The 26,390-nt window shown below is 62.6% G+C and carries 26 protein-coding genes and 1 pseudogene; 7 read left to right on the top strand and 20 right to left on the bottom strand.

Features of this window, described 5'->3' with window-relative positions:
* Nucleotides 1–16 precede the first annotated feature (16 nt).
* The 5 genes from C4N04_RS18385 to C4N04_RS18365 all read right to left on the bottom strand — a co-directional run bounded on the left by C4N04_RS18385 (nucleotide 17) and on the right by C4N04_RS18365 (nucleotide 5,599).
* Nucleotides 17–1,057 carry a DUF3095 family protein gene (locus C4N04_RS18385; RefSeq protein ID WP_106796686.1) on the bottom strand — a complete coding sequence of 347 codons (1,041 nt, stop codon included), beginning with the start codon at nucleotides 1,055–1,057 and terminating at the stop codon, nucleotides 17–19.
* Nucleotides 1,058–1,158: 101 nt separating this feature from the next.
* Nucleotides 1,159–1,554 carry an Ohr family peroxiredoxin gene (locus C4N04_RS18380; protein ID WP_039620462.1) on the bottom strand — a complete coding sequence of 132 codons (396 nt, stop codon included), beginning with the start codon at nucleotides 1,552–1,554 and terminating at the stop codon, nucleotides 1,159–1,161.
* Nucleotides 1,555–1,824: 270 nt separating this feature from the next.
* Nucleotides 1,825–2,172, bottom strand: a complete 348-nt coding sequence (locus C4N04_RS18375) for a hypothetical protein (protein ID WP_008535048.1) — start codon at nucleotides 2,170–2,172, stop codon at nucleotides 1,825–1,827.
* A gap of 126 nt (nucleotides 2,173–2,298) precedes the next feature.
* The gene (locus C4N04_RS18370) at nucleotides 2,299–3,627 is read right to left on the bottom strand and encodes an extensin family protein (RefSeq protein ID WP_106796685.1); all 1,329 of its coding nucleotides are present in this window, start codon (nucleotides 3,625–3,627) and stop codon (nucleotides 2,299–2,301) included.
* Between the two features lie 151 nt (nucleotides 3,628–3,778).
* A complete protein-coding gene (locus C4N04_RS18365; RefSeq protein WP_106796684.1) occupies nucleotides 3,779–5,599 on the bottom strand; it encodes a methyl-accepting chemotaxis protein in 1,821 nt (606 codons plus the stop codon).
* A gap of 309 nt (nucleotides 5,600–5,908) precedes the next feature.
* Here C4N04_RS18365 and C4N04_RS18360 point away from each other — a divergent pair, with 309 nt between their 5' ends.
* Nucleotides 5,909–6,295, top strand: coding sequence for an acyl-CoA thioesterase (locus C4N04_RS18360; protein WP_038689585.1), 387 nt, complete (start codon nucleotides 5,909–5,911; stop codon nucleotides 6,293–6,295).
* Between the two features lie 304 nt (nucleotides 6,296–6,599).
* Here the strand turns inward: C4N04_RS18360 and C4N04_RS18355 are convergent, their stop codons facing one another.
* The 6 genes from C4N04_RS18355 to C4N04_RS18330 all read right to left on the bottom strand — a co-directional run bounded on the left by C4N04_RS18355 (nucleotide 6,600) and on the right by C4N04_RS18330 (nucleotide 13,705).
* Nucleotides 6,600–7,784, bottom strand: a complete 1,185-nt coding sequence (locus tag C4N04_RS18355; RefSeq protein WP_106796683.1) for a DUF1501 domain-containing protein — start codon at nucleotides 7,782–7,784, stop codon at nucleotides 6,600–6,602.
* 114 nt (nucleotides 7,785–7,898) lie between these two features.
* On the bottom strand, nucleotides 7,899–9,410 hold the full coding sequence (locus C4N04_RS18350; RefSeq protein WP_106796682.1) for a DUF1800 domain-containing protein: 1,512 nt from the start codon (nucleotides 9,408–9,410) through the stop codon (nucleotides 7,899–7,901).
* Nucleotides 9,411–9,532: 122 nt separating this feature from the next.
* The gene (locus C4N04_RS18345; protein WP_009994093.1) at nucleotides 9,533–9,880 is read right to left on the bottom strand and encodes a DMT family protein; all 348 of its coding nucleotides are present in this window, start codon (nucleotides 9,878–9,880) and stop codon (nucleotides 9,533–9,535) included.
* Between the two features lie 285 nt (nucleotides 9,881–10,165).
* The gene (locus C4N04_RS18340) at nucleotides 10,166–11,416 is read right to left on the bottom strand and encodes an MFS transporter (RefSeq protein ID WP_077989367.1); all 1,251 of its coding nucleotides are present in this window, start codon (nucleotides 11,414–11,416) and stop codon (nucleotides 10,166–10,168) included.
* 475 nt (nucleotides 11,417–11,891) lie between these two features.
* Nucleotides 11,892–12,701, bottom strand: coding sequence for a class I SAM-dependent methyltransferase (locus tag C4N04_RS18335; protein ID WP_106796681.1), 810 nt, complete (start codon nucleotides 12,699–12,701; stop codon nucleotides 11,892–11,894).
* Between the two features lie 122 nt (nucleotides 12,702–12,823).
* Nucleotides 12,824–13,705, bottom strand: coding sequence for an NmrA/HSCARG family protein (locus C4N04_RS18330; RefSeq protein WP_009996739.1), 882 nt, complete (start codon nucleotides 13,703–13,705; stop codon nucleotides 12,824–12,826).
* Between the two features lie 100 nt (nucleotides 13,706–13,805).
* On the opposite strand from C4N04_RS18330, the gene C4N04_RS18325 reads away from it, so the two are divergent.
* The gene (locus C4N04_RS18325) at nucleotides 13,806–14,720 is read left to right on the top strand and encodes a LysR family transcriptional regulator (RefSeq protein ID WP_038689600.1); all 915 of its coding nucleotides are present in this window, start codon (nucleotides 13,806–13,808) and stop codon (nucleotides 14,718–14,720) included.
* Between the two features lie 166 nt (nucleotides 14,721–14,886).
* Here C4N04_RS18325 and C4N04_RS18320 read toward each other — a convergent pair whose 3' ends face one another.
* From C4N04_RS18320 to C4N04_RS18305, 4 genes and pseudogenes are all read right to left on the bottom strand, one after another.
* The gene (locus tag C4N04_RS18320) at nucleotides 14,887–15,264 is read right to left on the bottom strand and encodes a response regulator (RefSeq protein WP_009996734.1); all 378 of its coding nucleotides are present in this window, start codon (nucleotides 15,262–15,264) and stop codon (nucleotides 14,887–14,889) included.
* A gap of 138 nt (nucleotides 15,265–15,402) precedes the next feature.
* On the bottom strand, nucleotides 15,403–15,963 hold the full coding sequence (locus C4N04_RS18315) for an NADH-quinone oxidoreductase subunit B (protein WP_009996731.1): 561 nt from the start codon (nucleotides 15,961–15,963) through the stop codon (nucleotides 15,403–15,405).
* A gap of 116 nt (nucleotides 15,964–16,079) precedes the next feature.
* Nucleotides 16,080–16,443: pseudogene (locus tag C4N04_RS18310) on the bottom strand (DUF4087 domain-containing protein).
* A 106-nt stretch (nucleotides 16,444–16,549) separates the two neighbouring features.
* The gene (locus C4N04_RS18305; protein WP_106796680.1) at nucleotides 16,550–17,338 is read right to left on the bottom strand and encodes a thioredoxin family protein; all 789 of its coding nucleotides are present in this window, start codon (nucleotides 17,336–17,338) and stop codon (nucleotides 16,550–16,552) included.
* Nucleotides 17,339–17,616: 278 nt separating this feature from the next.
* Here C4N04_RS18305 and C4N04_RS18300 point away from each other — a divergent pair, with 278 nt between their 5' ends.
* The 3 genes from C4N04_RS18300 to C4N04_RS18290 all read left to right on the top strand — a co-directional run bounded on the left by C4N04_RS18300 (nucleotide 17,617) and on the right by C4N04_RS18290 (nucleotide 19,188).
* Nucleotides 17,617–18,384: an adenylate/guanylate cyclase domain-containing protein gene (locus C4N04_RS18300; RefSeq protein WP_106796738.1), complete on the top strand. Its 768-nt coding sequence runs from the start codon at nucleotides 17,617–17,619 to the stop codon at nucleotides 18,382–18,384.
* A 161-nt stretch (nucleotides 18,385–18,545) separates the two neighbouring features.
* On the top strand, nucleotides 18,546–18,998 hold the full coding sequence (locus C4N04_RS18295; RefSeq protein ID WP_039620480.1) for a DUF805 domain-containing protein: 453 nt from the start codon (nucleotides 18,546–18,548) through the stop codon (nucleotides 18,996–18,998).
* A 7-nt stretch (nucleotides 18,999–19,005) separates the two neighbouring features.
* The gene (locus C4N04_RS18290) at nucleotides 19,006–19,188 is read left to right on the top strand and encodes a hypothetical protein (RefSeq protein ID WP_096761922.1); all 183 of its coding nucleotides are present in this window, start codon (nucleotides 19,006–19,008) and stop codon (nucleotides 19,186–19,188) included.
* A 60-nt stretch (nucleotides 19,189–19,248) separates the two neighbouring features.
* On the opposite strand, the gene C4N04_RS18285 is transcribed toward C4N04_RS18290, so the two are convergent.
* The 3 genes from C4N04_RS18285 to C4N04_RS18275 form a co-directional block, all read right to left on the bottom strand.
* Entirely contained in the window at nucleotides 19,249–19,638 is a 390-nt protein-coding gene (locus tag C4N04_RS18285) for a hypothetical protein (protein WP_096761923.1), read from the bottom strand.
* A 144-nt stretch (nucleotides 19,639–19,782) separates the two neighbouring features.
* A complete protein-coding gene (locus C4N04_RS18280) occupies nucleotides 19,783–20,013 on the bottom strand; it encodes a DUF982 domain-containing protein (RefSeq protein WP_225880845.1) in 231 nt (76 codons plus the stop codon).
* 276 nt (nucleotides 20,014–20,289) lie between these two features.
* Nucleotides 20,290–20,631: a lipoprotein gene (locus C4N04_RS18275; protein WP_077989373.1), complete on the bottom strand. Its 342-nt coding sequence runs from the start codon at nucleotides 20,629–20,631 to the stop codon at nucleotides 20,290–20,292.
* A 224-nt stretch (nucleotides 20,632–20,855) separates the two neighbouring features.
* Between C4N04_RS18275 and uvrB the strand changes: the two genes are divergently transcribed.
* Both uvrB and C4N04_RS18265 read left to right on the top strand, forming a co-directional pair.
* Nucleotides 20,856–23,882 (top strand): excinuclease ABC subunit UvrB, encoded by a 3,027-nt coding sequence (gene uvrB, locus C4N04_RS18270; protein WP_077989374.1) that lies wholly within the window; start codon nucleotides 20,856–20,858, stop codon nucleotides 23,880–23,882.
* A 325-nt stretch (nucleotides 23,883–24,207) separates the two neighbouring features.
* The gene (locus C4N04_RS18265) at nucleotides 24,208–24,594 is read left to right on the top strand and encodes a GNAT family N-acetyltransferase (protein ID WP_096761925.1); all 387 of its coding nucleotides are present in this window, start codon (nucleotides 24,208–24,210) and stop codon (nucleotides 24,592–24,594) included.
* Nucleotides 24,595–24,603: 9 nt separating this feature from the next.
* Here the strand turns inward: C4N04_RS18265 and C4N04_RS18260 are convergent, their stop codons facing one another.
* Complete coding sequence (locus tag C4N04_RS18260; RefSeq protein ID WP_106796679.1) at nucleotides 24,604–25,296, bottom strand: hypothetical protein; 693 nt, start codon at nucleotides 25,294–25,296, stop codon at nucleotides 24,604–24,606.
* Nucleotides 25,297–25,416: 120 nt separating this feature from the next.
* The gene (locus C4N04_RS18255; protein WP_096761927.1) at nucleotides 25,417–26,139 is read right to left on the bottom strand and encodes an SOS response-associated peptidase; all 723 of its coding nucleotides are present in this window, start codon (nucleotides 26,137–26,139) and stop codon (nucleotides 25,417–25,419) included.
* Nucleotides 26,140–26,390 lie beyond the last annotated feature (251 nt).

The raw sequence follows: 26,390 nt of genomic DNA, 5'->3' as shown, positions 1-26,390 counted from the left end.
CGGAAGTGGCGCGCCCCTACAGCGCGCGCTGCCGAACCACCTCTTCAAGCGCGCCCTCCTCCATCATCTCGGCCGCCTTGGCATAACCGCCGCCCATTCCGTCGAGGAAATGCAGGTGTGAATCCGGCCGGCCCGACGGCACCAGGCAGGTCATCAGCGCATGCGACTGGCGGTGCAGCCCGAAATCGATCTCGCCCCGCGCCCGCGCTGCGACGAGCATGGCTTCGACGCTGTCGATCTGGTCCGGCGCGCAGTCCAGCGTCAGGCGCAGGCCGTCGTCGAACTTGCGGAAATCCGAATTGGAGGCGACCTCCGACCAGCGTTTCGCGCTGACCTGCTTCTCTCTTGCCATACCCGTCCCTCCGGAAAGCGGATGGGACCGGCACGGCGCGGCATCGAAAGCCGCGAGAAGGCGTCTTGCCAGCGCCGCAAAGACCTCCGGGCGCGTGTGGTCGCGCGGCTCAACCAACAATGACAGGATCTCGCCGCGCTGGCTCGGGAACGGCGCCCAGTCGCAGCTCAAGCCCGTCAGGTCAGGCTTCATCGCATAGCGGCCGGGCTTGACCAGAAAGCGGCCATTCTTGATCTGCTGCTCCGCCCATTTGATCCCGCCTCCGGCAAACATCGCATAGGTCGCGCTCTCGGAGGCGGCATAGCGCGCGATCCTGACGTCGCGCCCGTTGGCACGGATTTCGCCGACGGTGACGAGCCCGACACGCAAGTCGAGATGAAGCTCGGCTTTGGCGAAGCCCGCGACGTCACGCAAGGCCGATGTCGCCGCCATGATGCCGTTCGCCGGCAAGGCGAAGGCTGCTCCGTCTCCGCGAAACACGAAGGGAAAATCGAACGAACCCCAGGCATTGCCGAGGGCGGCGATGATCGATGCGCCGGCATAATTGACGTCTTCATAACGTCCCGATCGGATCGCCGCGGTCGAGCTGACGACATCGGTGATGCCGATCAGCCAATCGTCGGGTAACGGCTCGTAGACATCGGGATCGAGCACAAGCGAAAACTCGGCATAGGCCCGGCGCGGCTCCGCGTGGCTGTTGATCATGGCATGTTCTCCGGATCGGTGGGCTGTGGACTCAGAAACGGGTCTGCCGCCGTCGGCAGACCCCCGCTTGAAGGTGACGGCGCGAGGCCGGCCCTTCCTGTTCAGATAAGCTTGGTTTCGACGTCGATATTGCCGTGGACCGCCTTGGAGTAAGGGCAGATGCCGTGGGCCGCCTCGATCAGTTCCTGTGCGATCTCACGGTCGATGTCTGCAAGGCTGACATTGAGTCGTGCACGCAGGAAGTAGGAGCCGTTATCGCCGTTGAGCGTAATCTCGGCATCGACCTCGGGACTGGCCGGCAAGGTGATTTTCCGCTGCGCGGCGGCGAGCTCGATGGCACCGATATAGCAGGCTGACCAGGCGGCCCCGAACAGGTTTTCGGCCGCCGGATGCGGCTGCGGCAGCTTGATGTCGAGCGTGCCGTCGCTGCTGCGTGCATAGCCGTTGCGACCGCCGGCGATGTGGGTCTTGCCGGCGAAAAGAAGCTTCTCAGTCATTGTTGTATCCTTTCGGTTGATGATTCCTAGCGTATCCGATTAAATCGGATGCGTGTTAATACGCCGAGCCGAATTCGATGTCAACACCATTCCGATTTAATCGGATACGATTTATCTCTCTAAAAGATTTGAGCCAGCCGCGCAGGCAGGCTGGACCGGTTGCGCGTTCACATCTTGTCCGGGAAGGAGCCCCCCCTAGATGGAGAGTTGAGATGTCCTCCACAGCCGAAGGCAATGCGGGAGTCGGCCGCTGCAGCGCCGGAGCGGCGCTCAGACCTTCTCTTTTTTCCTGGTCTTTTCCTTCGGTTCGACCGGCGCATCCGGCGTCGGCGCTAAAAGCTTGCGCAGCGATGCGATTTTGTCCTTCACCAGCGGCCGGAAGCGCGTCGCGCGATAGGGCATGTCGGCCGCACCGTAGCCTTCCGGCCCGTCATCATTGCCGCGATGGATTTCCGCGAGCTTCACGCCGATAAAAGTGCCGTCGACATAATGGGTATATTCGCCCACCCAGCGGATCGTATAGATCTCGCCCTTGCGGATCAGCTGGTCGATGCTGACATGTTTGAACGTGTCGTTGATGCAGACCACCTTCTGGCCGACATGAAACTCATAGCTCATGGATCATACTCTCAAACGGCAATCCGCCTCGCCGATCTATAGCGCGCCCGGCGGCCGGGATGAACCCTTTTCTGCCGGCGGACGTCATGCGGCGTGACTGCGCCCCTGCCCGACAATGCGACAAGCTCAGTCGCAATAGACCTTGCCGCTCTTGCGGGAGCGCAGATCGAAGTGGAAGTGGTTCCAGTGTTCCGGGTTGCTGCCGGGCCCGAGCACGGTGCTGAAATAGCGGCAGCTGTCGGTGCGCACCGCCTTCAGCAGCCGACCCTCGCGCAGCGAGAACAGGCCCTTCTTGCGCACGTCGATCTCATGGCCGTTCTTCAGCACGAACCTGCCGACGTCGATGGCGTTGCCGCGGGCGTGTTCCGACATCGGATTGTATCGCTGACGGCTGTTGTTCATGCGCCGGCAGGAATAGCCGCCGAGCGGCTGGATCGTTCTGATGCCGCTCCAGTAGCGGTAGCGGGCCGACGGCGCCAGCTCGTTCTTCACCCATTTGGCGAAGGCGAGCGTCACCTGGCAGTTCAGCGTCACGGCCGGCCTGACGCCGATATTGCCGGAGAGGCCCTTCAGCGATACCGGATACGGCACCTGGCAGGCCGGCCCTTGCGAGATCGGCGGCTTCTCGTCGAAGAGCACGCCCATGCGCTTCAGCTCGCGCCGGCAGGCCAGCTCGGAAGCCGGCATGACGCTCGGGTCGACCGGTGCGGCGGGCTCGCTCATCATCGGATTGTTCGGCCGCAGCATCGCCACTTCTTCGGCCTCGTCCTCCTCAGGAACGCGGGACGGTGCCGTGACCGGACTGCCGTCGCTCCAGGTGGGCGCCCGGCTCATCTGCGACTGCGCGGCCGGCTGCGGCATTGCCTGTGGTGGGGGCTGGCGTATCGGTTGGTTGACCTGAAGCGGATTGTCGGTGCCGATGCCGTCGACGACCGGCTCGGTAGCATTGCCCTCGGCGATTTGTTGTTGCTGCTCCTGCGCCAGCCCGACGACCGGTTCGGCGCCGAGCTCATCGTCCATGTTGACGCCGCCGGACGGGACGGCGAGGTTCTGTGTGCCGCCCCAGTTGCCGTTCGACTGGCCGGCCGCCATCGCCTCGTCACTGTCGATCATCGGCAGTTTTCGCCCCTGCGCCCCCGGCGCAGACAGCGCCCGCGGCGCGCGAGCTGCATGGCCGGTACCGGCGAGGTTCGGCGTATCGAGATAATCGACCGAACCTTGCGTGTTGCCGATCGGAGCGCTGGAAACCGGATAGGACGCTTGGCTTTCCACCGGCGCCATGCGCACGGCCGGCGCCATGCGCGCGGCACCCCGTGACGGCGAAATCGAACTGACCCTGGTGCCGTTGTCGACATTGGCCGGCGGCACCAGTCCGTCGCTGATCGAACAGGTCGTCAGCGCCACTGAGAGCAGCACGGGCAGGAAGGCTCGCCGAGGAAAGGAAACAAACGCCATACTCTTATCGCTTCCGTGGGCCGGCCGCAGAGTGACCGAAAAAACTCGGTCCAATTTTAATTAAAAACGGTGAATGAAAACTTACCGACGCAATCTACACGCGACGGAACTGAAAAAGGCGGCTTTCGCCGCCTTCCAACTGCTGCCGAACTCACGCTACCCGTGTGCAACGGGTGTCCCGCTGCTGCTCTGCTCCGCGCAGGCGGAAATTCGCAAGCAGCGTCTTCAGCTGGGTGCTTTCGTCGGCGAGCGTGCGGCTTGCCGCCGTCGTCTCCTCGACCATCGCCGCGTTCTGCTGCGTCATCTGGTCCATGTGGTTGACGGAGCTGTTGATCTCGTTGAGCCCTGTCGACTGCTCGCGCGCCGCCGTCGCGATCGAGGCGACGTGATCGTTGACCTGATTGACCAATGCCTCGATTTCCAGGAGCGCATCGCCCGTCGAGCGCACCAGCGCCACCCCGCCCTCGACTTCCGTCGCCGACCGGCGGATCAGTTCCTTGATCTCCTTGGCGGCGTTGGCCGAGCGCTGCGCAAGCTCGCGCACTTCCTGGGCAACGACGGCAAAGCCGCGGCCCGCCTCGCCGGCCCGCGCCGCTTCGACGCCGGCATTGAGCGCCAGAAGGTTGGTCTGGAAGGCGATCTCGTCGATGACCGAGATGATCTGGTTGATGCGGCTTGAGGATTCCTCGATCCGGCCCATCGCCGTCACCGCATTGCGGACGATCTCACCGGAGCGTCCGGCACTCGCCTTGGTCTCGGCCACCATCTCACGCGCCTCGTTCGCCCGCTCCGATGCCGTCTTGACCGTCGCGGTGATCTCGTCGAGGGCTGCGGCCGTCTCTTCAAGTGCCGCCGCCTGCTGCTCCGTCCGTTTCGACAGGTTGCCGGTCGCTTCACTGATATCGGAGGCGCTGTCGTTGACGACGCGGCTCGATTCGGCAATCGCCTGGATGACGCCATTCAGCGCATCGACTGCCGTGTTGAAATCATTCCTGAGCTTGGCGTAATCCTCGCCGATATCGCCGATCGCAACCGTCAGATCGCCGCCCGCAAGCTTCTCCAGGCCGACGCCGAGCGCCTGCATGGCGCGGCTCTGCCGCTCGGAAGCCGAGCGCAGGCTCGCCTCGTTGCCGCGGCGTTCGTCCTCGATCTGCCGCTGCCTTTCGTCTTCACGCCCACGCAGCGCGCTGCGCTCATCGACGGAGTCGCGCAGCACCAATAGCACCTTGGCCATCTGACCCACTTCGTCGCGGCACTCGCTGCCGGCAATCTCCACCGATGCTTCTTCGGCGGCGATCGCATTCATCGCCGTCTTCAGCCGCGCGATCGGCGCCGTCACGCTGCGCACGATGGCGAAGGCGATCGCGATCGTCGCCAGCGCGCCGATCAGGCAAACCACGGCGGCCCACATCGCATTCTGGCGATAGAGCGCCGCAAGGTCGTCGCCATAGACGCCGGTGCCGACGATCCAGCCCCAGGGCTCGAAACCGGCGACGTAGGAGTATTTCAGCACCGGCTCATCGGCGCCCGGCTTCGGCCAGTAGTAATCGACGAAGCCCTTGCCGTCCTTCTTCACCTTGTTGACGAACTCGACGAACAGGAACTTGCCGTTCGGATCCTTCATCTGGGAGATATCGGTGCCGTTGAGCGCCGGCTTGATCGGGTGCATCACCATTTTCGGGTGCATGTCGTTGATCCAGAAATAGCCGTCTGCGCCGTAGCGCATCGCGCCGATGACATCCTTCGCCGCCGTCTGCGCCTGCTCGCGGGTCATGGTGCCCGCCTGCTCCATCTTGTAATATTTGTCGAAGATGCCGAGCGCTGTCGCATCCAGCTGCGCCAGCCCTGCCTTTCGCTCCTCTTCCAGCTCGGAATAGGAATAGTTCAGAAAAAAGACCATCGTCGCTGCGAGCACGACAAGCGTGAAGGCGACGAGGCAATAAAGACGAGTGGAAATCTTGACGTTGCGCATGAGGTTCCCGGCGATTCTTATGAGAGATCTGTCTCATTCTGCACCACCGGAATTACTGGAGCGTAAAGCTTATTTAGGGTTGACTTAAACAGCGCCTGGTGAGGTGTTGGTTGTAAAATTCAACCGTTGAATGAGGTTGGGATTTAGGTCGGCATCACCCGTTATTTTCCACAAATAGTGTTATCCAGAGTGCGACCTCGAACTTTTCTGTCGACTCTGGGAAAACCGCTGACACGGCTCGCGATCATGCACTAGGGTGATCTCGATGAATCGCCGGCCCCATGACCAACATCAGATGGAGAACCCTTGATGACCGATGCCGCCAAGCCGAGAGGCGAACTGACGCTGCGCACGCTCGCCATGCCCGGCGATGCCAATCCCGCCGGCGATATTTTCGGCGGCTGGGTTATGGCGCAGATGGACCTTGCCTCCGGCATCCGCGCCGCCGAGCGCGCCAAGGGCCGCGTCGTCACCGCCGCCGTCAAGGAGATGGCCTTCGAACTGCCGGTCAAGATCGGCGACACGCTGTCGGTTTATACCGATATCGACCGCGTCGGGCGCACCTCGATCACGCTGATTGTCGAAGCCTGGGCGCACCGTTCGCGTTACGCCAAGATGGAAAAGGTCACCGCCGGCACCTTCATCATGGTGGCGCTCGACGAAGAGGGCAAACCAAAACAAGTCCCCGAGGAGTGACAGACCAGGATCGAGGGCATGGAAACGGTCAGCTCGCCGGAGGGGCAGCGGCTTGCTCCACAACTGCGTCTCAAGCCCCCGCCATCTGTCCAGCCTCATCCTGAGGCGCCCCGCAGGGGCCTCGAAGGACGGGGTGGCCACCGCTTCGCCAAATGCCAAGGCTGGCGTGGCCCCAAGCCACCCGCCCCCGTGGTTTGAGACGGCCCTTCTGGCCCCCTCACCATGAGGGCTGGTCGGTGTGCCGTGCCGTCCCGCCTCTCCTCACAGTGCCCGTCACTCGGAAGAGGAAGAAAATCGCCGCCCTTCACACCTTCAAAAACTGCGATCCCTTATCAAAGCTCAATCCGGGAAAAATCTTCCCCGTCAGATCATCCGGACCCACATCGAACTGCCGGTAGAGCATCGCCGCCGCCACTTCTCGCACGTCGGCCGTCGGCATCAGGTCGCGGTCATCGAGCAGCTGGCCGTCACCGAGCCCGGGCCACTTGCCGAGGATACGGCCGCCGTTGATGGCGCCGCCTGATAGCAGGGCGCAGCTGCCGGTGCCGTGGTCGGTGCCATCAGAGCCGTTCTGGCGGACGGTGCGGCCGAATTCGGTCATCGCCAGCACCACCGTCTTCGTCCAGATCTCCGGCCCGAGCGTCGCCTTCAGCGTATTGATCGCCTGCGCCAGATCCCGGGCCGGCCGCTTGAACTGACCGGCCTGGCCGATATGCGTGTCCCAGCCGGTGATGGAAAAGCTGGCGATGCGGTAATCGCCTTTCAGCATGTTGGCGGCGAGTGCCGCCACATCGGCGGTCTTTTCGCCGCGCTGGCCGTCCGGCTCGGTCATCATCGAGGCGCTATCGGCCCGCGTCGCCTCGGCAAGTGCTGCGGCAAACGGCGGATCGCCGGCATAGAGCCGCGCCAGGAACTGCATCTCGTCACGCGCCGGCGCCAGATTGGAATCCGAAGCCCAGACATCGACCTCGTTCGGCCCGGAGAGGATCAGTTCCGTCGAGGTGTTGACGTCGATCGCCTTGCGGGAATCCGAGCGCGGAATGACGGCAAGCGCCCGGTTCAGCCAGCCGGTCCTTTCCTCGGCGACATGCTCGCCGCCTGACTCCAGCATGTCCTGCCCGTCGAAATGGCTGCGTTGGTCACGATAGGGTGTCGAGACGGCGTGCACGAAGGCAAGCTCCTTGCTCTTCCACAGCGGCATCAGATCCGCGGCGGCCGGGTTAAGCCCGAAATGCCCGTCGAGATCGAGAAGCCCGGTATCGGGCGTCAGCGCCAGCGTCGGCCGGAGCGCCGCAAAGCCGGCATCGCCATAGGGCTGCACCAGATCCAGCCCGTCCATCGCGCCGCGCAGCACGATGGTGACGAAGCGCTTATCACCCGGCATCGTCGCGAAGGCGACCGGTGTGAAGACGGGAGCGGCGGCAAGACAGCAGGCAGACGTCAGAAAGCCGCGGCGGGAAAGCGAGATCCTGTTCATCGACAGCGTCATGGGCGGGGCTCCTGAGCAGGGTCCGGAAAAGTGTACAGCGGTTTTCCGGTCAGAACCTGCGACAAAACAAATGAGCTGAGCAGACAAAGCGTTGGCTTGCCAACGAAAGTCTGCTTAGCGGCGGTTGAATTCGGGCGATGCCAGCACCAGGGTAAGCCCGCTGATCTTGTTCGGCGCCTGCGACACCACGCGGATCGTCTCGTCGCGCGCCGCATCGGCAAGCGTCGACTTCAGGAATTCGCGCGGATCCTCGTCGCGGCCGAACTGCGCTGCGGCCCGCCTTGCCCAGGCCAGCCGCTCGGCGAGCTGGCTGCCGGTGATCCAGGCGGAAAAGCCTTCCTCGAAACCGGCCGGGCTCGGCGGCAGCCAGGTCGGCTGACCCATGCGCTTCAGCGCCCCCTGCCCCAGCGCCCGCGCCGTCCGGAAAGCCTTGAGACGCTTGTCCCTCGCCTCGCCGGCGGGGTCCGTCGGCACCGGCGATCCGGCCATGCCGGGTGTATTCGCCGCCATGTCGCCGTCATCGGTGCCCTGCTGATTGGCGGCAAGGAAGCTGCCGACGACGCCGTTGACCGGCCCGGCATTCAGCGCCCTGAAGCCGGCAACGACATAATCGAAGGGCTGGCGCGCCTTGGCGCCTTCGTTCTGCCAGGCAGCGGGATGGTCGAGCATGGCGGTGTAGACGGCGGTGAGATCGCCATCCGTCTTCTTCCAGGCCGCGGCCATGTCGGAGACCATGCCCTCGTCGGGCTGATCGGAAACGAAGTGAACCGCGAGCTTCCGGCTGATATGCGCCGCCGTCTTCGGATGAACGGCGAGGTCATCCAGCATGTCGAGATAGTCGTCGCGCGAGCGTTTGCGCCCGCCATAGCTGACGCCGAGCACCTCATGCGCCCCAGGCTCGGAAATATTCGGCCGGAAGGCGATGTCCATCTCCTTGCGATCGATGGTAAGTCCCGTCAGCACCTTGGCCGCAGCGGTGACGTCCGCCTGGGTATAACCGCTGCCGGCGCCGAGTGTGTGCAGTTCCAGAAGTTCGCGGCCGAGATTTTCGTTCAGCCCCTTGTTGCGCTTCATGCCGCCGGCCGAATCCGGCCCGAGCGAATCCGCCTGATCGAGATAGATCAGCATGGCGGGATGCGCCGTGGCGCTGCGCAGGAGATCGCCGAACCTGCCGGATATGAACGGCCGGATCGCCTCTGCCTCGTAGAGCGGCACGATAAGGCGCATCGACAGGTTCTTGTTGGCGCTGGTGGAGAAATGATCGGTCCAGAAGGTCGAAAGCCGCTCGAAGAAGCCGTAGGGCGACAGCACCGCCTGCATCAGCCGCAGGTTCGCGTCGTGCTGGAATTGCTGCTGCGCCTGACGCTGGACGCCCTTGCGCATCTCGCGCCGCGCCGGATCGTCTTCCGTCGTCTTCGCCTCCTGGCGGATCTGCTTCAACTGCTCCTGCAGGCTGAGGATTGCGCGGTAACGCATGTCCGGGCCGCCAAGCGGAAAATCCGGCGTTGCCGCGGCCCCTATGACAAGCTGGCCGATCAGCTCATCCTTGTTTTGCGGCGGCGCCTCGCCCGGCCGGAATCCATAGCCGAACCGTATCGCCGCCATCGTCGGGAAAGAGAGGCTCATGGCCGATCAACTCCTGATCACTACGTAGTGACACGCTGACAGCCGAATGCGACGCCAATCTGTAGGAAATGTGGCGTTATCAAGACATGGACGATTTGTAATCTATTGAAAAGGCTAGGGGTTTACGCCCGGAAAATGAAGGATGCTCCGATTGCGATGAGCGCGAAGCCGATCGCATGGTTCCAGGTCAGGTCCTCGCCGAGCCAGAAGATCGAGAAGCCGGCAAAGACCAGCAGCGTGATCACCTCCTGCATCGTCTTTAGCTGCGCCGTCGTATAGACCGCCGAGCCGATCCGGTTGGCCGGCACCGCCAGGCAATATTCGAAAAAGGCGATGCCCCAACTGACGATAATGGCAAGGAAGATGGCCGTGCCCTTGTGCTTGAGATGCCCATACCAGGCAAAGGTCATGAAGATGTTGGAGGCAAACAGCATGACGACAGGCCAGAGGGCGGCGGGAGAAAATAGCATGGAGAAACTCGGGGGCTGTGGAGGAAACGGTCGATCCGGTAGCGAAAGCTCGATACCGGCGGGTCTTACCTAGCATGCTGCCATCCGACGGCAAGCCCACAAGGTCATGACCAATCGTCTCACGCCGCCAGCGATTCAAATCGAGAGAGCCCATGCGCCTCGCCTTCCGCCGTTGCTGCCGGAACGCCCGCGCCAGCCGGGTTGTAAGGAACTCGAAGGACACAGCGGCAGCCAGCAAGGAAGGACGGCGACATCGCCGCCGGCCCTCCATAGCCGCAGGCAGCGCTAGATTTGCATCGCGCGATGCGGTTCGTCGGCCTCCTCCGTGCCGAAGCGCACATCTTTCTTCTCGTAGCCGAAGCCGGCAAGTGCTGCGACGACGAGCGCCACGATCGCTGCGACGATCAGCAGCGCATAGGCATAGTCGCCGTCCCAGCGGACAGCTAACCCCGCCTGCAGCGTCGCATTGCCTGACGCCAGCAGGTTGCCGAGCTGGTAGGCAAGACCCGGGAATGTGCCGCGCACCTCGTCCGGCGACAGCTCGTTCAGATGCACCGGCACGATGCCCCAGGCGCCCTGCACGAAAAACTGCATCAGGAAGGCGCCTATGGCGAGCAGCACCGGCCCCGGCGCATAGGCCCAGAGCGGCGCGACCGGCACGGCGATCAGCGCAGCGATGACGATGGCGCGTCTGCGTCCGATCCGCTGCGACAGCGCCCCGAAGAACAGCCCGCCGCAGATCGCCCCGATATTGTAGACGATGGCGATGGCGCCGACCGTATAGCTCGAATAGCTGCGCTGGGTTTCCAGGAAGGTCGGGTAGATATCCTGGGTGCCGTGGCTGAAGAAGTTGAATGCCGTCATCAGCAGCACTGCCCAAATGAACAGCGGAATATTTTGGCGCAAGGCCGTGAGGAATGGCCGGCTTCCCTCGGCCTGCCGCTTCAGGAAGGCTGGGCTCTCCTCGACATTGCGCCTGATGTAGAGCACCAGCAGCGCCGGAGCCGCGCCGACGAAGAACATGCCGCGCCAGCCGATGACCGGAAAAAGCAGGAAGAACACGATCGAGGCGAGGAGATAGCCGGTGGGGTAGCCGGCCTGCAGAATGCCCGAAACGATGCCGCGGCTCTCCTCCGGCACCGTCTCCATAACAAGCGAGGCGCCAACGCCCCATTCGCCGCCCATGGCTATACCATAGAGCGCCCTCAACACGAGGAACATGGTGAGGCCGGTAGAGAAACCGGTCAGGAATTCGAAGATCGAATAGAGCAATACATCGGCCATCAGGGTGATGCGCCGGCCGTATCGGTCGGCCGCCAGTCCGAAGATCAGCGCGCCGAGCGCCCGCATGGCGAGCGTCAGGAAGATCGCCACCGAGACGGCGGGGACGTCGGTATGGAATTCCTCGGCGATATATTTGAGAACGAAGACGAGAATGAAGAAATCGAAGGCGTCGAGCGTCCAGCCGAGATAGCTGGCGATAACGGTGTTGCGCTGCTGCGGCGTCAGCCGGCGCAGGCTTTCCAAAGCGGACATCTAATATTCCTCCGTCCGAAAGCGGCGGCGAGGCGGGCAATTCCGGATGCCGTCGGAAGGGGTGCCCGAACCGGGCGGGTGGATGTCAGGGGCTGCGATTGCGCGAGGTGTGCTCGGTCGCAGGCGAGACAGCGGGGATAATGTCAGCGGTCGTGGCCTAGTTCCATCACGTTTCGCGTGATTGGGGCGCGTTGCGGAGACGCAGCGTCGGGCGCTCTATTCCGCCGTGCGGAGCTCCGACACCTATGTCACCGACGCCTACGGGACCGCCCAACCTCTCTTCCCTCATTCCTGTGCTCGTCACAGGAATCCACGGCGCGTCTGCGCCGTGAATAAGGAAGGAGTCTTTTGCGCCCAAGGACATGGGCGCACTGGATTCCTGTCACGAGCACAGGAATGATGGAGAGTGGAGTGGGCGATCCGTCGAATCGACAAGAAAGCGGATGCGGCGCAATGGCTGGTCGTCACAACCAACCTACCCGCCGCCCGCCACCCTGCCCCGGCATGCCCACGCCACCGACGCAAACGACCGCGGCCCATCCGGCTCGCCGGCTTCATATGCGGCTCTCATGGCAACGCCGAGCGCCTTTCGCTTCGCTGACTCGAGCCCCCAGACATACTTGCCGAGCGGCCCCTCGCCTGCGGCGATCGGCCCCCAATAGTCCTCAAAGGAGCCGTATTCCATCCGGATCAGCAGCGACCTCTCCTCGACGTCGACAAGGCCTTGACTGAGAAAACTCTGCTTCATCTCCCCCGGCCGCATCATCGGCTGGAAGCAGTATTTGCGACGCAGCGGCAGCGCGTCCCCGTCGAGCATGACAGCCGTGTCCCACATCATCCGCATGACCGGCATGCCGCCGTAATGGTCCCAGACGGCGGCGGCGACCACACCACCCGGGCGGACGACACGGGCCATTTCCGAAACAGCCTTGCCCGCCTCCGGCACGAAATGCAGCACGAGCAGCGACATCGCCCTGTCGAAGCGGTTATCCTCGAACGGCAACGCGCAGGCATCGGCTTGCCGAATGGCGATGCGCGGATCGGTATTGCGCCGCATTGCCGCCTCGACGAAAACCGGCGAATAATCAATGGCGACGATTTCTTGCAGGCTTGGCTTTTCGGCCAGCGTAAATGTCAGGCTGCCGGTGCCGCAACCGACGTCGAGCACACGATCCCCATCCGCCAAGCCGGCGAAATCGATCAGCATCGGCGCCAGCCTCTTACTCCAGCGCCCCATCAGCCGCTCATAACCATCCGCACTTTCGACATTGAAACTCGATGGCATCGAAGCCTCCCTCTTCAAGGACGATGGTCGATCGCCGCAGAGCTGAGCGATCCGTCGCCTTGGGCGAGGCGGATCCGGCTCTCCGTCGTCCCCGGTTCGGGCTGGGGACGACGGAGAGTGTATCAGGCGGATGCCTTGCCGAGAACGCTCCAGTCGAAGCCGCGCGCCCAATCGGCATAGCTGTGCCAGCCGACATCGGGAAAATCCCGGCGCAGGGCGGCGATATCGGCGTCGTAGCCGGTGCGATCGAACCATTCGAACATCAGCGCCGCGTCCTCGCTCTGCTGCCGCATCGCGGCGATCGGCAGTTCCTGATAGCGTATCGGCCGGTCGAGCGCCTCGGACAGGATCTCCGCCTGCTGCTCGCCAGACAATTCGTCGCCGGCAATATCGAAACGCTTGCCGAACACCTGTTCGCGTCGCTCGGCCAAGGCCGCGACGAACACCCCGATATCCTTTATGGTGATCTGTTGCAGCACGCGTGCGGGCGGCAGCGCTGCCGCATAGACGCCCTGTCGGAGCCCATCAATCGCCCAAGGTTCCACACTATTTTCCATGAAGGCGACGGGTGCGCTGATCGTATAGGGGATGCCGAGGCCTGCGATGTGCTTTTCGACGAGATACTTGCTGTCGAAATGTGGAATGCCGGTTTTCTTGTCGGCGTCGCCAACGGAGGAATAGATCAGGTGACCGACGCCGGCTGCCTTCGCCGCATTGGCGACGGTGATGCCCTGGCGCGTTTCCGCTTCCGTCCCGGCCTCGTAGCTGTTGCCCATCAGGAACATCGTGTCGACGCCGCTTGCAGCCTTCGCCACAGATGCGCCGTCATCCAGGTCGCCGGCAACGACCTCGACCCCTGCCGCGGCCAACCGCTTTGCGCCGTCGCCGTCCGGCTTACGCGAGAGCGCCTTGACTCGGTGTCCCCGCGCGAGAAGCGCGTGCACGACCGCGCCGCCCTGCTGGCCGGTGGCGCCCGTCACCAGAACGCTTCGTGTGTTGCTCATCTGTCTGCTCCTTGTTGTGAACGATGGAGCAAAACTAAGGCCTGTCGGATTGAGCCATAATAGCCTATAGTTTGGAAACATCGTACCATCTCATGACACAATGCTGGATCTCAACGACATTATGATTTTCGCCCGCGTTATCGAGGCCGGCAGCTTCACCGCCGCGGCGCGCCTGCTTGGCATGCCGAAAACGACGGTGAGCCGCCGCATCGCCGCCCTCGAGCGCGAACTCGGCGTGCGCCTGCTGCATCGCACGACCCGCAGCCTCCACCCGACGGATGCCGGCCGCCTCTATTACGAGCAAAGCAGCCAGGCGCTCCGCACAATCGAAGGCGCCAACCTGCGTCTCGCGGAAGCAAGGACGGAGCCCGCCGGCACGATCCGCATATCGGCGCCGGTCGGCTTCGGCGGCCACTTCCTGCAGGATGCGATCTTCGATCTTCTGGCGACCTACCCCAAGTCGAGGGTCGAGTTGCGCCTGACCGACGACAGGCTGAACCTCGTCGAAAATGGCATAGACCTCGCCTTCCGCACCGGCATCCTGGAGGATTCCACGCTGATCGCCCGCAAGCTCGGCTCTACCCACCGCTTGCTCTGCGCGAGCCCCGACTATCTCGCCCGCTGCGGCGCGCCCGATCGCCCGGCAGATCTCGTCCGCCACGACTGCGTCATCGCCGGCCAATCCACCCATGCGCAATGGCTGCTCGAAGGCCCGCACGGACAGGAAACGGTCACGGTCTCGGGACGCTTCGCCGCCAATGAAATGCAGGCGGTCATGGCCACAGCGATCGCCGGCTATGGCATCGCCCGACTGCCCCATGGGGTCGCCAATGGCTTCATCAGGGATGGGCGGCTGTGCCGCGTCCTGGACGGTTACACGACTCCGGCCGGCGGCCTCTATGTCGTCTATCCCAGCAGCCGGCACCTGCCGCCTCTGGTCAAGACCTTTATCGAACTTGCCGCCAGACGGTTGAACGCGGGAATCGGCAGCAGCGACGACTTCGCCATTATATAGCGGCAGCCCCCGTCACACTTCCTTCAGCACCACCTTGCCGTCGAGGCTTTCGATCAAGGTGGCGCTGGCATCATTGAGGCCCGCGACTTCCACGGCGAGTGCATGCTTCATCCGGCAAGCTCCTGCTTGCATCGGCGGCCCGAGGCCGCGTTCCACGCTCGCGCGGTCACATGATGGCATTGCCTCCATTGAAGTCCCTGCGTAAAGCTTGCGCCCGCGCGAGCGCGCCGGCAATCCTTTCATCGGTAAAGGGCTTTGGTATCACATCAAGCGCACCTTCGATGCCGTGTCCGACGCTTTCCGGGCTGCCGGTCACGAAGATGACATCGACGCCGAAGCGGTCGATCAGCCGGCGGGCGAGTTGGGCGCCGCTGAGGCCGTCGGAGAGGCTGAGATCGACGAGTGCAATGTCGCTCTTTGGAGCATAGGCAAGAGCCTGCTCGATTGTCGACACCGGCCCGACCGTCTCATGCCCGGCATCCTGAGCGATCCGCTCGAGCTCCAGGGCGATAAATCCCTCGTCCTCAACGATCATGACTTTCATGGATCATCCTCCTCCCGCGGCAAGATGCCGGTGAGCACAACCCCGGCCATCGGATCAACGCAACTCCCGCTCGAAAGTTTCCTATACAGCCCGGCCTGCCTTTGAAAAAGGTAACCAATTCACCAAGATCATCGGCCGCTACCGCTCGATGCTGCCGTTGCGACGGATTTTTCGCTGCAGAAGCAGGATGCCGTAGAGCAGCGCTTCGGCCGTGGGCGGACAGCCGGGCACGTAAATATCGACGGGCACGATCCGGTCGCAGCCGCGCACCACTGAATAGGAATAGTGGTAATAGCCTCCGCCGTTGGCGCAGGAGCCCATGGAAATGACGTATCGCGGCTCCGGCATCTGGTCGTAAACCTTGCGAAGCGCCGGCGCCATCTTGTTGCACAGGGTGCCCGCCACGATCATCAGGTCAGATTGCCTCGGACTGCCCCGCGGAGCGACGCCGAAACGCTCTATGTCATAACGGGGCATGGACATCTGCATCATCTCGATGGCGCAGCAGGCAAGGCCAAAGGTCATCCACATCAGCGATCCGGTGCGCGCCCAGGTGATGAGTTCGTCGGTGCTGGTGACAAGGAAGCCTTTGTCGGCGAGCTCGGCATTAATTGTCCCCATCATCGGGTCGCCCTGCCGCTGTTCGCCGGGAAACTGGAAGTTCGCCGGTGCTGAGTGAGGCTGCGTCAATGGGGCCATCGTCTTCTCCCGTGAGCCGGCCTCAAACTGGGCTGAAGACGCCAAAGTTCCGACTCCGACGGGCCGTGTACGATACCGCACGCCGCGATTTCAGCAATGTGGAACGCCTTGCCCCCTCAGGGATCCTTATCGAGAAACCAGCCGAGGGCGGGATCGGTCCGGCATCGGGACAGCGGCAATTGCCGCACGGAACGAATGCGGGTAATGCCTCCCTCGCCATCCGTGTCGACGTCCATGCAGGCGCAGGCATAGCCATGGACGGCATGGGTGTAGACATATTCGCCGGTCGTCAGATCTGGAATATGATTCATTCCCTCGGCCTTGTAGCCGCTGCCGTTCTCCATGATGATCCAGCTGCCGCTTGCGTCGTTGAGCGACCAGGTCGCCGTCGCCGGATTGTCCAGCCAGCCGCAGCGCTTTTCCCCCTGTGGCGGCGGGCACGAGAAACATCATCAAAACAAGCGCATGCAATCTGGTCATCGGCCCTCCGCGTCGTCGCCACTATGCATGGCCTGCGGCCGGCAAGGCAACCGCCTTGCCGGCTCGTTTTCACGACGAAGGCGGCGATGGCCGTGGCAGATTTCGCTCAAGGCTTCTCGTTTGCGCTCTCGGCCCGGAAAGCCGCTTCGCCGGCGTCGGAGACCTCGACCCATGTCTTGTCGGGCGCCGCATCCGGCACGTAGCTGTCGTGCCAGTTCCACCACTTGTAAGTCGGCGTCTGCGGATAGCCCTCGGGCGAATCCTCCCAGACCTCCTGCCGGCCGAGCGGCGTGATGTCGAGATAGTTCCAGGTGCCGCCCATCTGCTCGTCGCCGCGGTTGTTGACGAAATAGGTGCGGAAGATGCGTTCGCCGTCGCGGTAGAACACATTGGTGCCGTGCCATTCGTCGACGCCGAAATCCTTGTCGAAGCTGTCGGTGATGGTCACCCACGGCATGCTCCAGCCCATCCGCGCCTTCAGCCGCGCGATCTCGGCCTGCGGCGCGCGCGAGGCAAAGACCAGCGTCGTGTCGCGGGCGTTGAGATGGGCGATATGGGCGACCTGATCGGCCACCATCGAGCAGCCGCGGCAGGCGTGGTCAGGCCAGCCGAAGACGCCGGGCTCGTAGAAGGCGCGGTAGACGATCAACTGATGCCGGCCCTCGAACAGATCGAGCAGACTCACCCTGCCCTCAGGTGCTTCGAAGACATATGTCTTCTCCACCGCCATCCACGGCATGCGCCGCCGCTCGGCGGCAAGCGCGTCGCGGGCGCGGGTTTGCGCCTTCTCCTTCACCAGCAGCTGCTTGCGCGCCGCCTCCCAGGCTTCGGGCGATACTACCGCGGGTTTCTGCATGGGCTGTCCGCCCTTTCCATTCTCGGCTGTTGCAGTCATCGCATTAATCTCCTCGTTCGGGCGAATTGCCGCGCCTCATCATCGATCCGCGGTTCTGTGCGCATTGATCGGACATAGTTTCGCATCGGAAATCGAACAGCGGGAGTAACAAGTGTGACCGAATTTCCACCGCCGCCGTTGCAGCAACGGCGGGGGAGAAGTTCGGGCAATCATCGCTCGGGACAAGGAGGTGCTCCCGAGCCAAATGGATGAATTGCCAAAAGCCACCAACTGAAGGAAGCTTGATGCCGGCTATTGTGGACGGACTACGCGAGATGATGACAGAATCCACTTCCAGGGAGCCAGTCAGGCACGGCAGCGCCAGGATCTGCCGCGGCTGCTGGGACCAGATGCACATGCCGATCCCCATCGGCGGCCCGCTCGCCTTGCCCTTCCGCGCCTTGGGCATCACTCGCAGCAAGATGAACCCCGATATCTGCACGATCTGCGAACGATCCTTCCAATATGTCAAAAAGCAGCGCCAGATCACCGTCGACGCCACCATCCTGTTTGCCGATATCCGAGGATATACGGATTTGTCGGAGCGCATCGAGGCGGTACAGCTGAGCGAGATCGTCAGCCTGTTCCAGGATCGCTGCGCCCAGGCGATCTGGGCACATGACGGCATCGTCAACAAGCAGATGGGCGACGGCCTGATGGCAATCTTCAATTTTCCCATTGTGAGGAAGGATCACGCCGGCGCCGCGATCCTGGCCGCCCAGAAGATCCAGCGAAACTGCACCGCGGCGCTGAATGGCTTGGCCCTCGAAGCCCTGCCCGGCCGCACCCTCGGCGTCGGCGTCGGCATCCATTCCGGCGAGGTGCAGATCGGCGAATTCTCCAGCTTCCGCAGCGATTTCACCGCCATCGGCGGCGTCGTCAATCAAGCCGCGAGGTTGGAATCCGAGGCCGCCGCCGGCGAGATCCTGATCTCGGCGGAAACGGCCGCGAAGGCCCCCGACCTCGCGGCAGGCGCCGAAACCCGCATGCTGGCCCTGAAGGGCATCGAGCAGCCGGTGCAGGCACGTGTACTTGTCAAGCACTGAGCGACGGCGATTGCGGCCTGCTCAAAGCATCATCCCGCCGCCAACATGGCAGCCGCAGTTTCTCACGCTGTGATTGCGAAACATATTCGATTACCAGCCGGTTAATCCTCCGGAAACAAACATCGCTTATCTCTAAGCCGTTTTAACAGCTGGGGTTTCTCATGGGCAGTTTTTCTCTGTTTCACTGGTTGATCATCGTGGTCCCGCTGAGTGTGGGGCTGTTCCTCGCCTTCAGAAAGCCGGCGGCCGGGCCGAACCGCTTCGGTGACCTGCCGCAGGCGATGGGTTTCGGCCAGGCGATCAGCAGCTTTTTCAGGAAATATGTGGATTTCACCGGCAGAGCGAGCCGATCGGAATTCTGGTTTTCGACGCTCTTCGTCGTTCTCGTCGACATCGCTTTGTACCTTATCGAGCCAACCGGAGCATTGGCGGGGATTTGGTCGCTGGCGGTGTTCCTCCCATCAATCGCCATGGCCACCCGCCGACTTCACGATATCAACCGCAGCGGCTGGTTCCAGTTGGTTGCGCTGTTGGTTCCCATCGGAACGATTGTCGTCATCGCCTGGTATTGCAGAGCGCCGGCTGCGGCAGATTCCAGGGCGCACGCATTCTGAGGGGACCGTGGCGACCTTCGGCGGTTCTGGTTGCGCGGAACCCGATCGTCTGCACGAGGCAATGACGCTGCGGGAGGGAGGACGGTTCGCGGGTTTAGAGCTTGGCTTTGCTGTGCCGGCGCTGCTTGGCATCATTGCAGCAATGACGGGTGCAGCCGTGCCGCATGGCTGCATCCGCGGTCGCTTCTAATATCCAGGCATAGCCTAGCCGTAAAACAGCGCTTATCGCGATTAAACCTCGTCTCTTTCGTCATGTCTTCATGCCGGTCAACTCAGGAAACGAGTAGTAACGCAGCCGCTTGTCTTTGCAGCGATTGTCATTCGCCGTCGCGCCCAGGATCTGGCTGTCCGTGAAGGAGACACCGAGATAGGCCCAGTCTCCCCAGCTGCGCTTTGGCACCACGCGCACACAGTAAGCATAGATCTTCTTCTCGGGATCAAGCAGCACCACGCTTGAAATCCGGGCCCAAACCACTTCTCCCGCTTCGTGTCGATAACTTCTCTTGAACACGATGTTGATGAAGTTCTGCCGGACTTCGTTCGAGGGAGGCCGCTGGGAATCTGCAACGGATTGCGACACAGGGGCGTTGCAGCCGGCCAGCATCAGCAGGGCAGCGCAAGCAAGGACTTTTATTCTCATTCAGGTGGATCTCCAAGAATCGCAGTAAAATAACCGCTGCGCATTCCTACAAACACAGCGGGAACAATATTTGCAATGCACGAAAATAAACATTATTTTTTCTGAGCAGGTGACAGCGTAACCGCGAGATGTGCGCCGCTCGGCTTATACCGGAGGATTTGAACCGGAACTTGCGGTCCCATCCTCATCATCGACGATTGGTACCCCGGCCTCCAGCGCCGCAAGGATAAAAGCTTGCCGCACCGTTTCGGCCGGCATGCGACCCGCTAGCCAGGCGCGGCAGAAATCGATCGCTCTCTGCTGATGCACGCCGCCATTGACCGGCCAGTCGGAGACCAGCGCATAAAGCGCGTCCTGCGGTGAGCGGAGAACCAGCCGTTCGCCGGTATCAAGATCGATCGAAATCGGTTTCTTCCAGAAGGCGGAATGGTCGTTAATGGCATTAGCACCTGCAGCTGAGTGGACAGCGAACTAACTGCGGAAGGCCGATCACGGTTCCACTGCAGGTCAGGTGGTATCAGTCTGCAGAAGGTGTGCCGGCGGGATGGTTGCAAGGAGCACGGTTGCTAAGGCGCCGAAGCCTAAGGCCGGTCTTCGAAGGACAATGCGAGGGCGCCGGCATGACGGCGCCACCCTGCGCGCGCCTTGCCATCAACCTGGCAGCTTGCAGCCTTTGCTCATGCCGGCGGATTGCATGGCTGAAACCTTGCCTTTCGATGCAGCAATTTCGCCTTCCTTGTCTCCTCCGGCAACGCTGCCGATCGGGACGCCGACGAGAAAGACGCCGAAAGCATCGCCGTTCGCCGCGCTGATCTGCTGCTTCGACAAGTCGTCCAGCTTGCCCCGCTCCTTCTTGAGTTCGGCAGCAAGAGCTTCGCAGCTGAGGTTCGTATAAGCCGCCATTGGAATATCGACCTGCACGATGGCGTCAGGACGTTTGGCGCAGCCGGCAAGTGTCGCCGTCGCCACGAATGCGATAATGATCTTTTTCATGAATGGTCCCCTATTCCCGCAGCAGCTGTAACACCACCGCTCGCAATGCGGGAGGTGGCCTACTCTTCAACCACAGACTTTTTAATCACCCGCGCAAACCTTAAACGCAGGCGCTTCACCAACATTCCGCGCCAACATTATCCACCATCCCGAACGATTCATTCGTTTCCCTTTTGTACCCTTTCCCTCTTCCCTTTCGCGCTGACTCTCTCCATATTCCCGCCATGGCCAAATCTCCGAAGAAATCCCCCGCCCCGAATGGCTTCGAGGAAGCTCCGCAATCGTCCTTTGAAGGCGCCCCGCTCTCCGGTTCCGTTGCCGATTGGGTGAAGCAGCTCGAGGCAGATGCGGAAGCATCGGGCGTCGAGAGCCAGCGTGATATCGCCTCCAAGGCCGGCAAGCATCGCAAGGCCGTGGAAAACCAGGCGCGCAAGCATTCGGAAGCCGTCAGCGTCAACAAGAAGGCGACGGTGGGCAAGACCGCACGCGGCGTTTCCATCGGCGGTTCCAGCGATCCGAAGACCCGCGCCGCCGCCGGCCTCAACCCGGTCGCCGGCCTCGATATCTCGCTGGAGGATGCCGGCAATATCGCGCCCGGCGGCGTCACCGCCACGGTCGAGGCGCTGTCGAAGCTGATCGAGAGCGGCAATCCGCTGCACAAGAACGGCAAGATCTGGACGCCGCACCGCCCTGCCCGCCCCGACAAGTCCGAAGGCGGCATCCGCATCCTGATGAAGTCGGATTATGAGCCGGCCGGCGACCAGCCGACCGCCATCCGCGATCTCGTCGAGGGCTTGGAGAATGGCGACCGCAGCCAGGTGCTGCTCGGCGTCACCGGCTCCGGCAAGACCTTCACCATGGCCAAGGTGATCGAGGCGACGCAGCGCCCGGCGGTCATCCTGGCGCCGAACAAGACGCTGGCCGCCCAGCTCTATTCCGAATTCAAGAACTTCTTCCCCGACAATGCGGTGGAATATTTCGTTTCCTACTATGATTATTACCAGCCGGAAGCCTATGTGCCGCGCTCCGACACCTATATCGAGAAGGAAAGCTCGATCAACGAGCAGATCGACCGCATGCGCCACTCGGCGACGCGCTCGCTGCTCGAACGCGACGACTGCATCATCGTCGCCTCGGTCTCCTGCATCTACGGTATCGGCTCGGTCGAGACATATACGGCGATGACCTTCCAGATGTCGGTCGGCGACCGGCTGGACCAGCGCCAGCTGCTAGCCGACCTCGTCGCCCAGCAATACAAGCGCCGGGACATGGATTTCACGCGTGGCTCCTTCCGGGTGCGCGGCGATACGATCGAGCTCTTCCCCGCCCACTTGGAGGATGCCGCCTGGCGCATCTCGATGTTCGGCGACGAGATCGACGCCATCACCGAGTTCGATCCGCTGACCGGCCAGAAAGTCGGCGACCTGAAATCGGTGAAGATCTACGCCAATTCGCACTATGTCACGCCGCGCCCGACGTTGAACGGCGCCATCAAGTCGATCAAGGAGGAGCTTCGGCTTCGTCTCGCCGAGCTGGAAAAGGCCGGCCGCCTGCTGGAAGCCCAGCGCCTGGAGCAGCGCACCCGCTACGATATCGAGATGCTCGAAGCCACCGGCTCCTGCCAGGGCATCGAGAACTATTCGCGTTATCTCACCGGCCGCGACCCCGGCGACCCGCCGCCGACGCTGTTCGAATACATTCCCGACAATGCCCTCGTCTTCATCGACGAAAGCCATGTCACCGTGCCGCAGATCGGCGGCATGTATCGCGGCGACTTCCGCCGCAAGGCGACGCTGGCCGAATACGGCTTCCGCCTGCCCTCCTGCATGGACAACCGGCCGCTGCGCTTCGAGGAATGGGACGCCATGCGCCCCGACACCATCGCCGTCTCCGCAACGCCGGGCAGCTGGGAGATGGAACAGTCCGGCGGCGTCTTCGCCGAACAGGTGATCCGCCCGACAGGCCTGATCGACCCGCCCGTCGAGGTTCGCTCGGCCCGCACCCAGGTCGACGACGTGCTCGGCGAGATCCGCGAGACCGCCGCCAAGGGCTACCGCACGCTGTGCACCGTGTTGACCAAGCGCATGGCCGAGGACCTGACCGAATATCTGCATGAACAGGGCGTGCGCGTGCGCTACATGCACTCCGATATCGATACGCTGGAGCGTATCGAGATCATCCGCGATCTGCGCCTCGGCGCCTTCGACGTACTCGTCGGCATCAACCTCTTGCGCGAGGGCCTCGACATTCCCGAATGCGGCTTCGTCGCCATCCTCGACGCCGACAAGGAAGGTTTTCTGCGCTCGGAGACCTCACTGATCCAGACCATTGGCCGCGCCGCGCGTAACGTCGACGGCAAGGTCATCCTCTACGCCGACCAAGTCACCGGCTCGATGCAGCGCGCCATGGACGAGACCGCCCGCCGCCGCGAAAAGCAGATGGCCTATAACCTCGAAAACGGCATCACGCCGGAATCGGTCAAGGCTAAGATTTCCGACATCCTCGATAGCGTCTACGAACGCGACCACGTCCGCGCCGATATCTCCGGCGTCTCCGGCAAAGGCTTCGCCGACGGCGGCAACCTCGTCGGCAACAACCTGCAGGCCCATCTCAACGCGCTCGAAAAAAGCATGCGCGACGCCGCCGCCGACCTCGACTTCGAAAAAGCCGCCCGCCTCCGCGACGAAATCAAACGCCTCAAGGCCGCCGAGCTGGCGGTCATGGACGACCCGATGGCACGCGAAGAATCGAAGGCAATGGAAGGAAAGGCCCGCGGCAAGTCCCCTTCTCCCCAACGGGGGTCCGGAGGACGGGTCGAGACAAGCGGCTCGACCCCGGTCGGTGCCCGCAGGGCGGATGAGGGGGCCACACCCTCCTACTTCTCGCGCCCCTCCCTCGACGACATGGGCCCGGGCACCGACACGACCACGCCCCTATTCCGCAAACCCGACCTCGACGAAATGGGCCGCGACCCGACCACCCCCGCCGGCAAGAGCCTCTTCCGCAAGAACGACCTCGACGAGATGACGGTCGGCCGCACGGAGAAGCCGGTGATCGGTCGGGTGCCGGAAAAGCCGGATGCATCAAAGAGCACGAAGCACTTTTCGCCGCTGCTGGAAGGACAGCCGGAGCGCGATGACGGCGTACGGCCTGTAGTGCGAGGGCGCGTCGGCGCCGGGAGCTATGAGGAGCCGGGCGAGCAGAAGCGCAAGGGGCGGACGAAGGGGAAGACCGGGCGGCCGGGGCGGTGAACTTCAATGCTCCTGAAAGACCGGCGGCGCCTCCCTCGGTCGCCGCCCCACTCTCCTCCGTCATTCCTGTGCTTGTCACAGGAATCCAGTGCGCCCAAGTCCTTGGGCGCGGGAGACTCCCTTTTCAGTAAGAGAGTCATTCACGGCGCGGACGCGCCGTGGCTGGATTCCTGTGACAAGCACAGGAATGACGGAGGATAGCGGGGCCGGCCTCGTGTCAAGGCACAGAGGAATTTGCCCCGCCGCAGCGATGAAACCTATTGCGAAGTGACCGCAATCGGCAGAAAAACCTAGCAAGCGCCGCCACAGACAATCCGGTCCCACCATGCCCGACCTGCGCATCGACCCCTTCCCCTCGTCCGCCGAACTCACCACACTCTGGTCCGCCGCCTGGAACACTGCCACCGCGCCTGACTTCTCACGCATCCTGCCCCGCAGCCTCGCCCATATCGGCGCCTATCACGACAACAGGCTCGTCGGCTTCGTCAATATCGCCTGGGATGGCGGCATTCATGCCTTCCTTCTCGATACCTGCGTTCACCCCGACATGCGCCGGCAAGGCATCGCCACGCAGCTGGTCAGGGAAGCCACGCGGATTGCCCGCGAGCGCGGCGCCGAATGGCTGCATGTCGATTTCGAGCCGCATCTGACTTCCTTCTATCGCGCCTGCGGCTTCCGGCCGACCGGAGCCGGCCTTATCAAGCTGACGTAAGCCTCCCCCTCACCCAAACCTCTCCTCGCCCTTCGCCAGCGCAAAATAAATCCGCTCTACTCGACAGGCCGCACTCCTCGCGCTCGCTTCATACCCCGCCGCCGGCCAGCCGCGCCGGGGGCTCCCGTCGGCCGCGATCAGCCAATACCAGCGCTCACTTGAATCCATCAGGTCGATCTTGAAGATCCGTCCCATACAGGCATTGCCGTCAAAGCCGATGAAATCGTCACCGGGCTTTTCCTTCCAGGCGTGGCGCCATTGGCCCTTCGGCTTCTCGCCGCTGGTGATCAACTCCCAGCTCTTCCAGCCGTTAAAGTCCGATTGCGCGGTCAGGGAGCCGTCATAGGGCCTATGGTCGATTTGCAGGCAGCCTTCCAGAAACTCCGCCACAGAATGACAGAGGGTTGTCCACGCCTCGTCACTGTGCCGGGTCAGCTTGAAGGCAAGCTCGTCGGAGACATTCCTCAAGGCCGCGGCGATGGCGGAGGCGACGCCTTCCTTGCTTGCCGCTTCGCCGCGCAGGCTGATGCAGAGATAGGTGCAGAGAAATTCCGCCGTATCCCGCGCGATCGGTTCGATGACATGCAGGTTGCGGCGTTTGCCGATTTGATAGCCGCCGAAATCCCGAATGCGGCGCTGAGACTGTTTGCGAAGGGCATTGTTGAGGAACGACCGCAGGAGCGTTCCGATATCGTCTTGCATGCGTGGTCCTCTCCTCGTGAGGATGTGTTTGCCGCATGATTTCGTGAATGGCTCCCGCCCGAGCCGGTGACATCAGAGCAATTCCGGACGCAAGACCGCCGCGGCTTGCCGGGACTGCCGCTAGATCAGCGTCGGTTCGGGATCATCCTCGACCTCGTCGATGAGGTCGGGCCTATCGTTCTTCGGCGAGCCGACATCCCGGCCGATTTTCCACATCACCATCAGTTCCGCCGGGAAAGGCTTCATGAGATCGTAAGGATCCGGCTCGGCGGAGAGCCACCGCTCATAATCCTCGCGATGCAGGATGACAGGCATGCGATCGTGAATCTCCGCCATCATCTCGTTCGGCTCGCTGGTGACGATGGCGAAGTTGCGGGTGGACACGCCGTTTTCGTCCTTCCAGGTCTCCCAGATGCCGGCGAGCGCGAAGGCGGAGCCGTCCTTCATGGCGATCGCATAGGGCTGCTTGTTCTTGCCGGTGCCGTGAATGTCCTTCCATTCGAAGAAGCCGTTGATCGGCACCAGGCAGCGACGCGAGCGGTAGGCGGCGCGGGACATGCCGTTGGAACTGATGCCCTCGCAGCGGATATTGACCGGCGGCGGCCGGCCGCCGGGCTTTGCCCAGATAGGCATCAAGCCCCAGCGCGCCACCACGAACATAGGACCTGAGGTATCGGGTTCGCGCACAATATCCCGGATGATAACAGGATAATCCTGCGATGGCGCGCCGTTCCAGCGGGGGAAGCGATTTCCAAGCCCATCGATATCTCCGCCTTTCACGGCAAAGGGAAAATTGCTGATCAATTCTTCGAGCGACGTCTTGACGAAAATGCGTCCGCACATAGGCCCTCGCTGCCGGTAGATATTAGATGTTCCCATTATGTTCCGGAACCAAGTCCGGTCAACAAAGCGTCAGTTGTGCACTTGCCGGAATGCCCCTCCCGCCAGGTACCGCGGCGGCAGGCCGATTACCGGTCTTGCTCAGGCCAATCTGAAGCACCCCGTGACGAATAGGTCGCACCTATAGCGAGAATTATATACGCCAGGAGGGTATAAATTAAAAGACTAAAATACGCCTTTTGGTTTGCAAATTC

Origin of the sequence: Rhizobium sp. H4 (genome assembly GCF_003013335.1) — a bacterium.
Classification (GTDB): Bacteria; Pseudomonadota; Alphaproteobacteria; order Rhizobiales; family Rhizobiaceae; genus Rhizobium; species Rhizobium sophoriradicis.
This window is presented reverse-complemented; position numbering and strand designations above follow the sequence as displayed.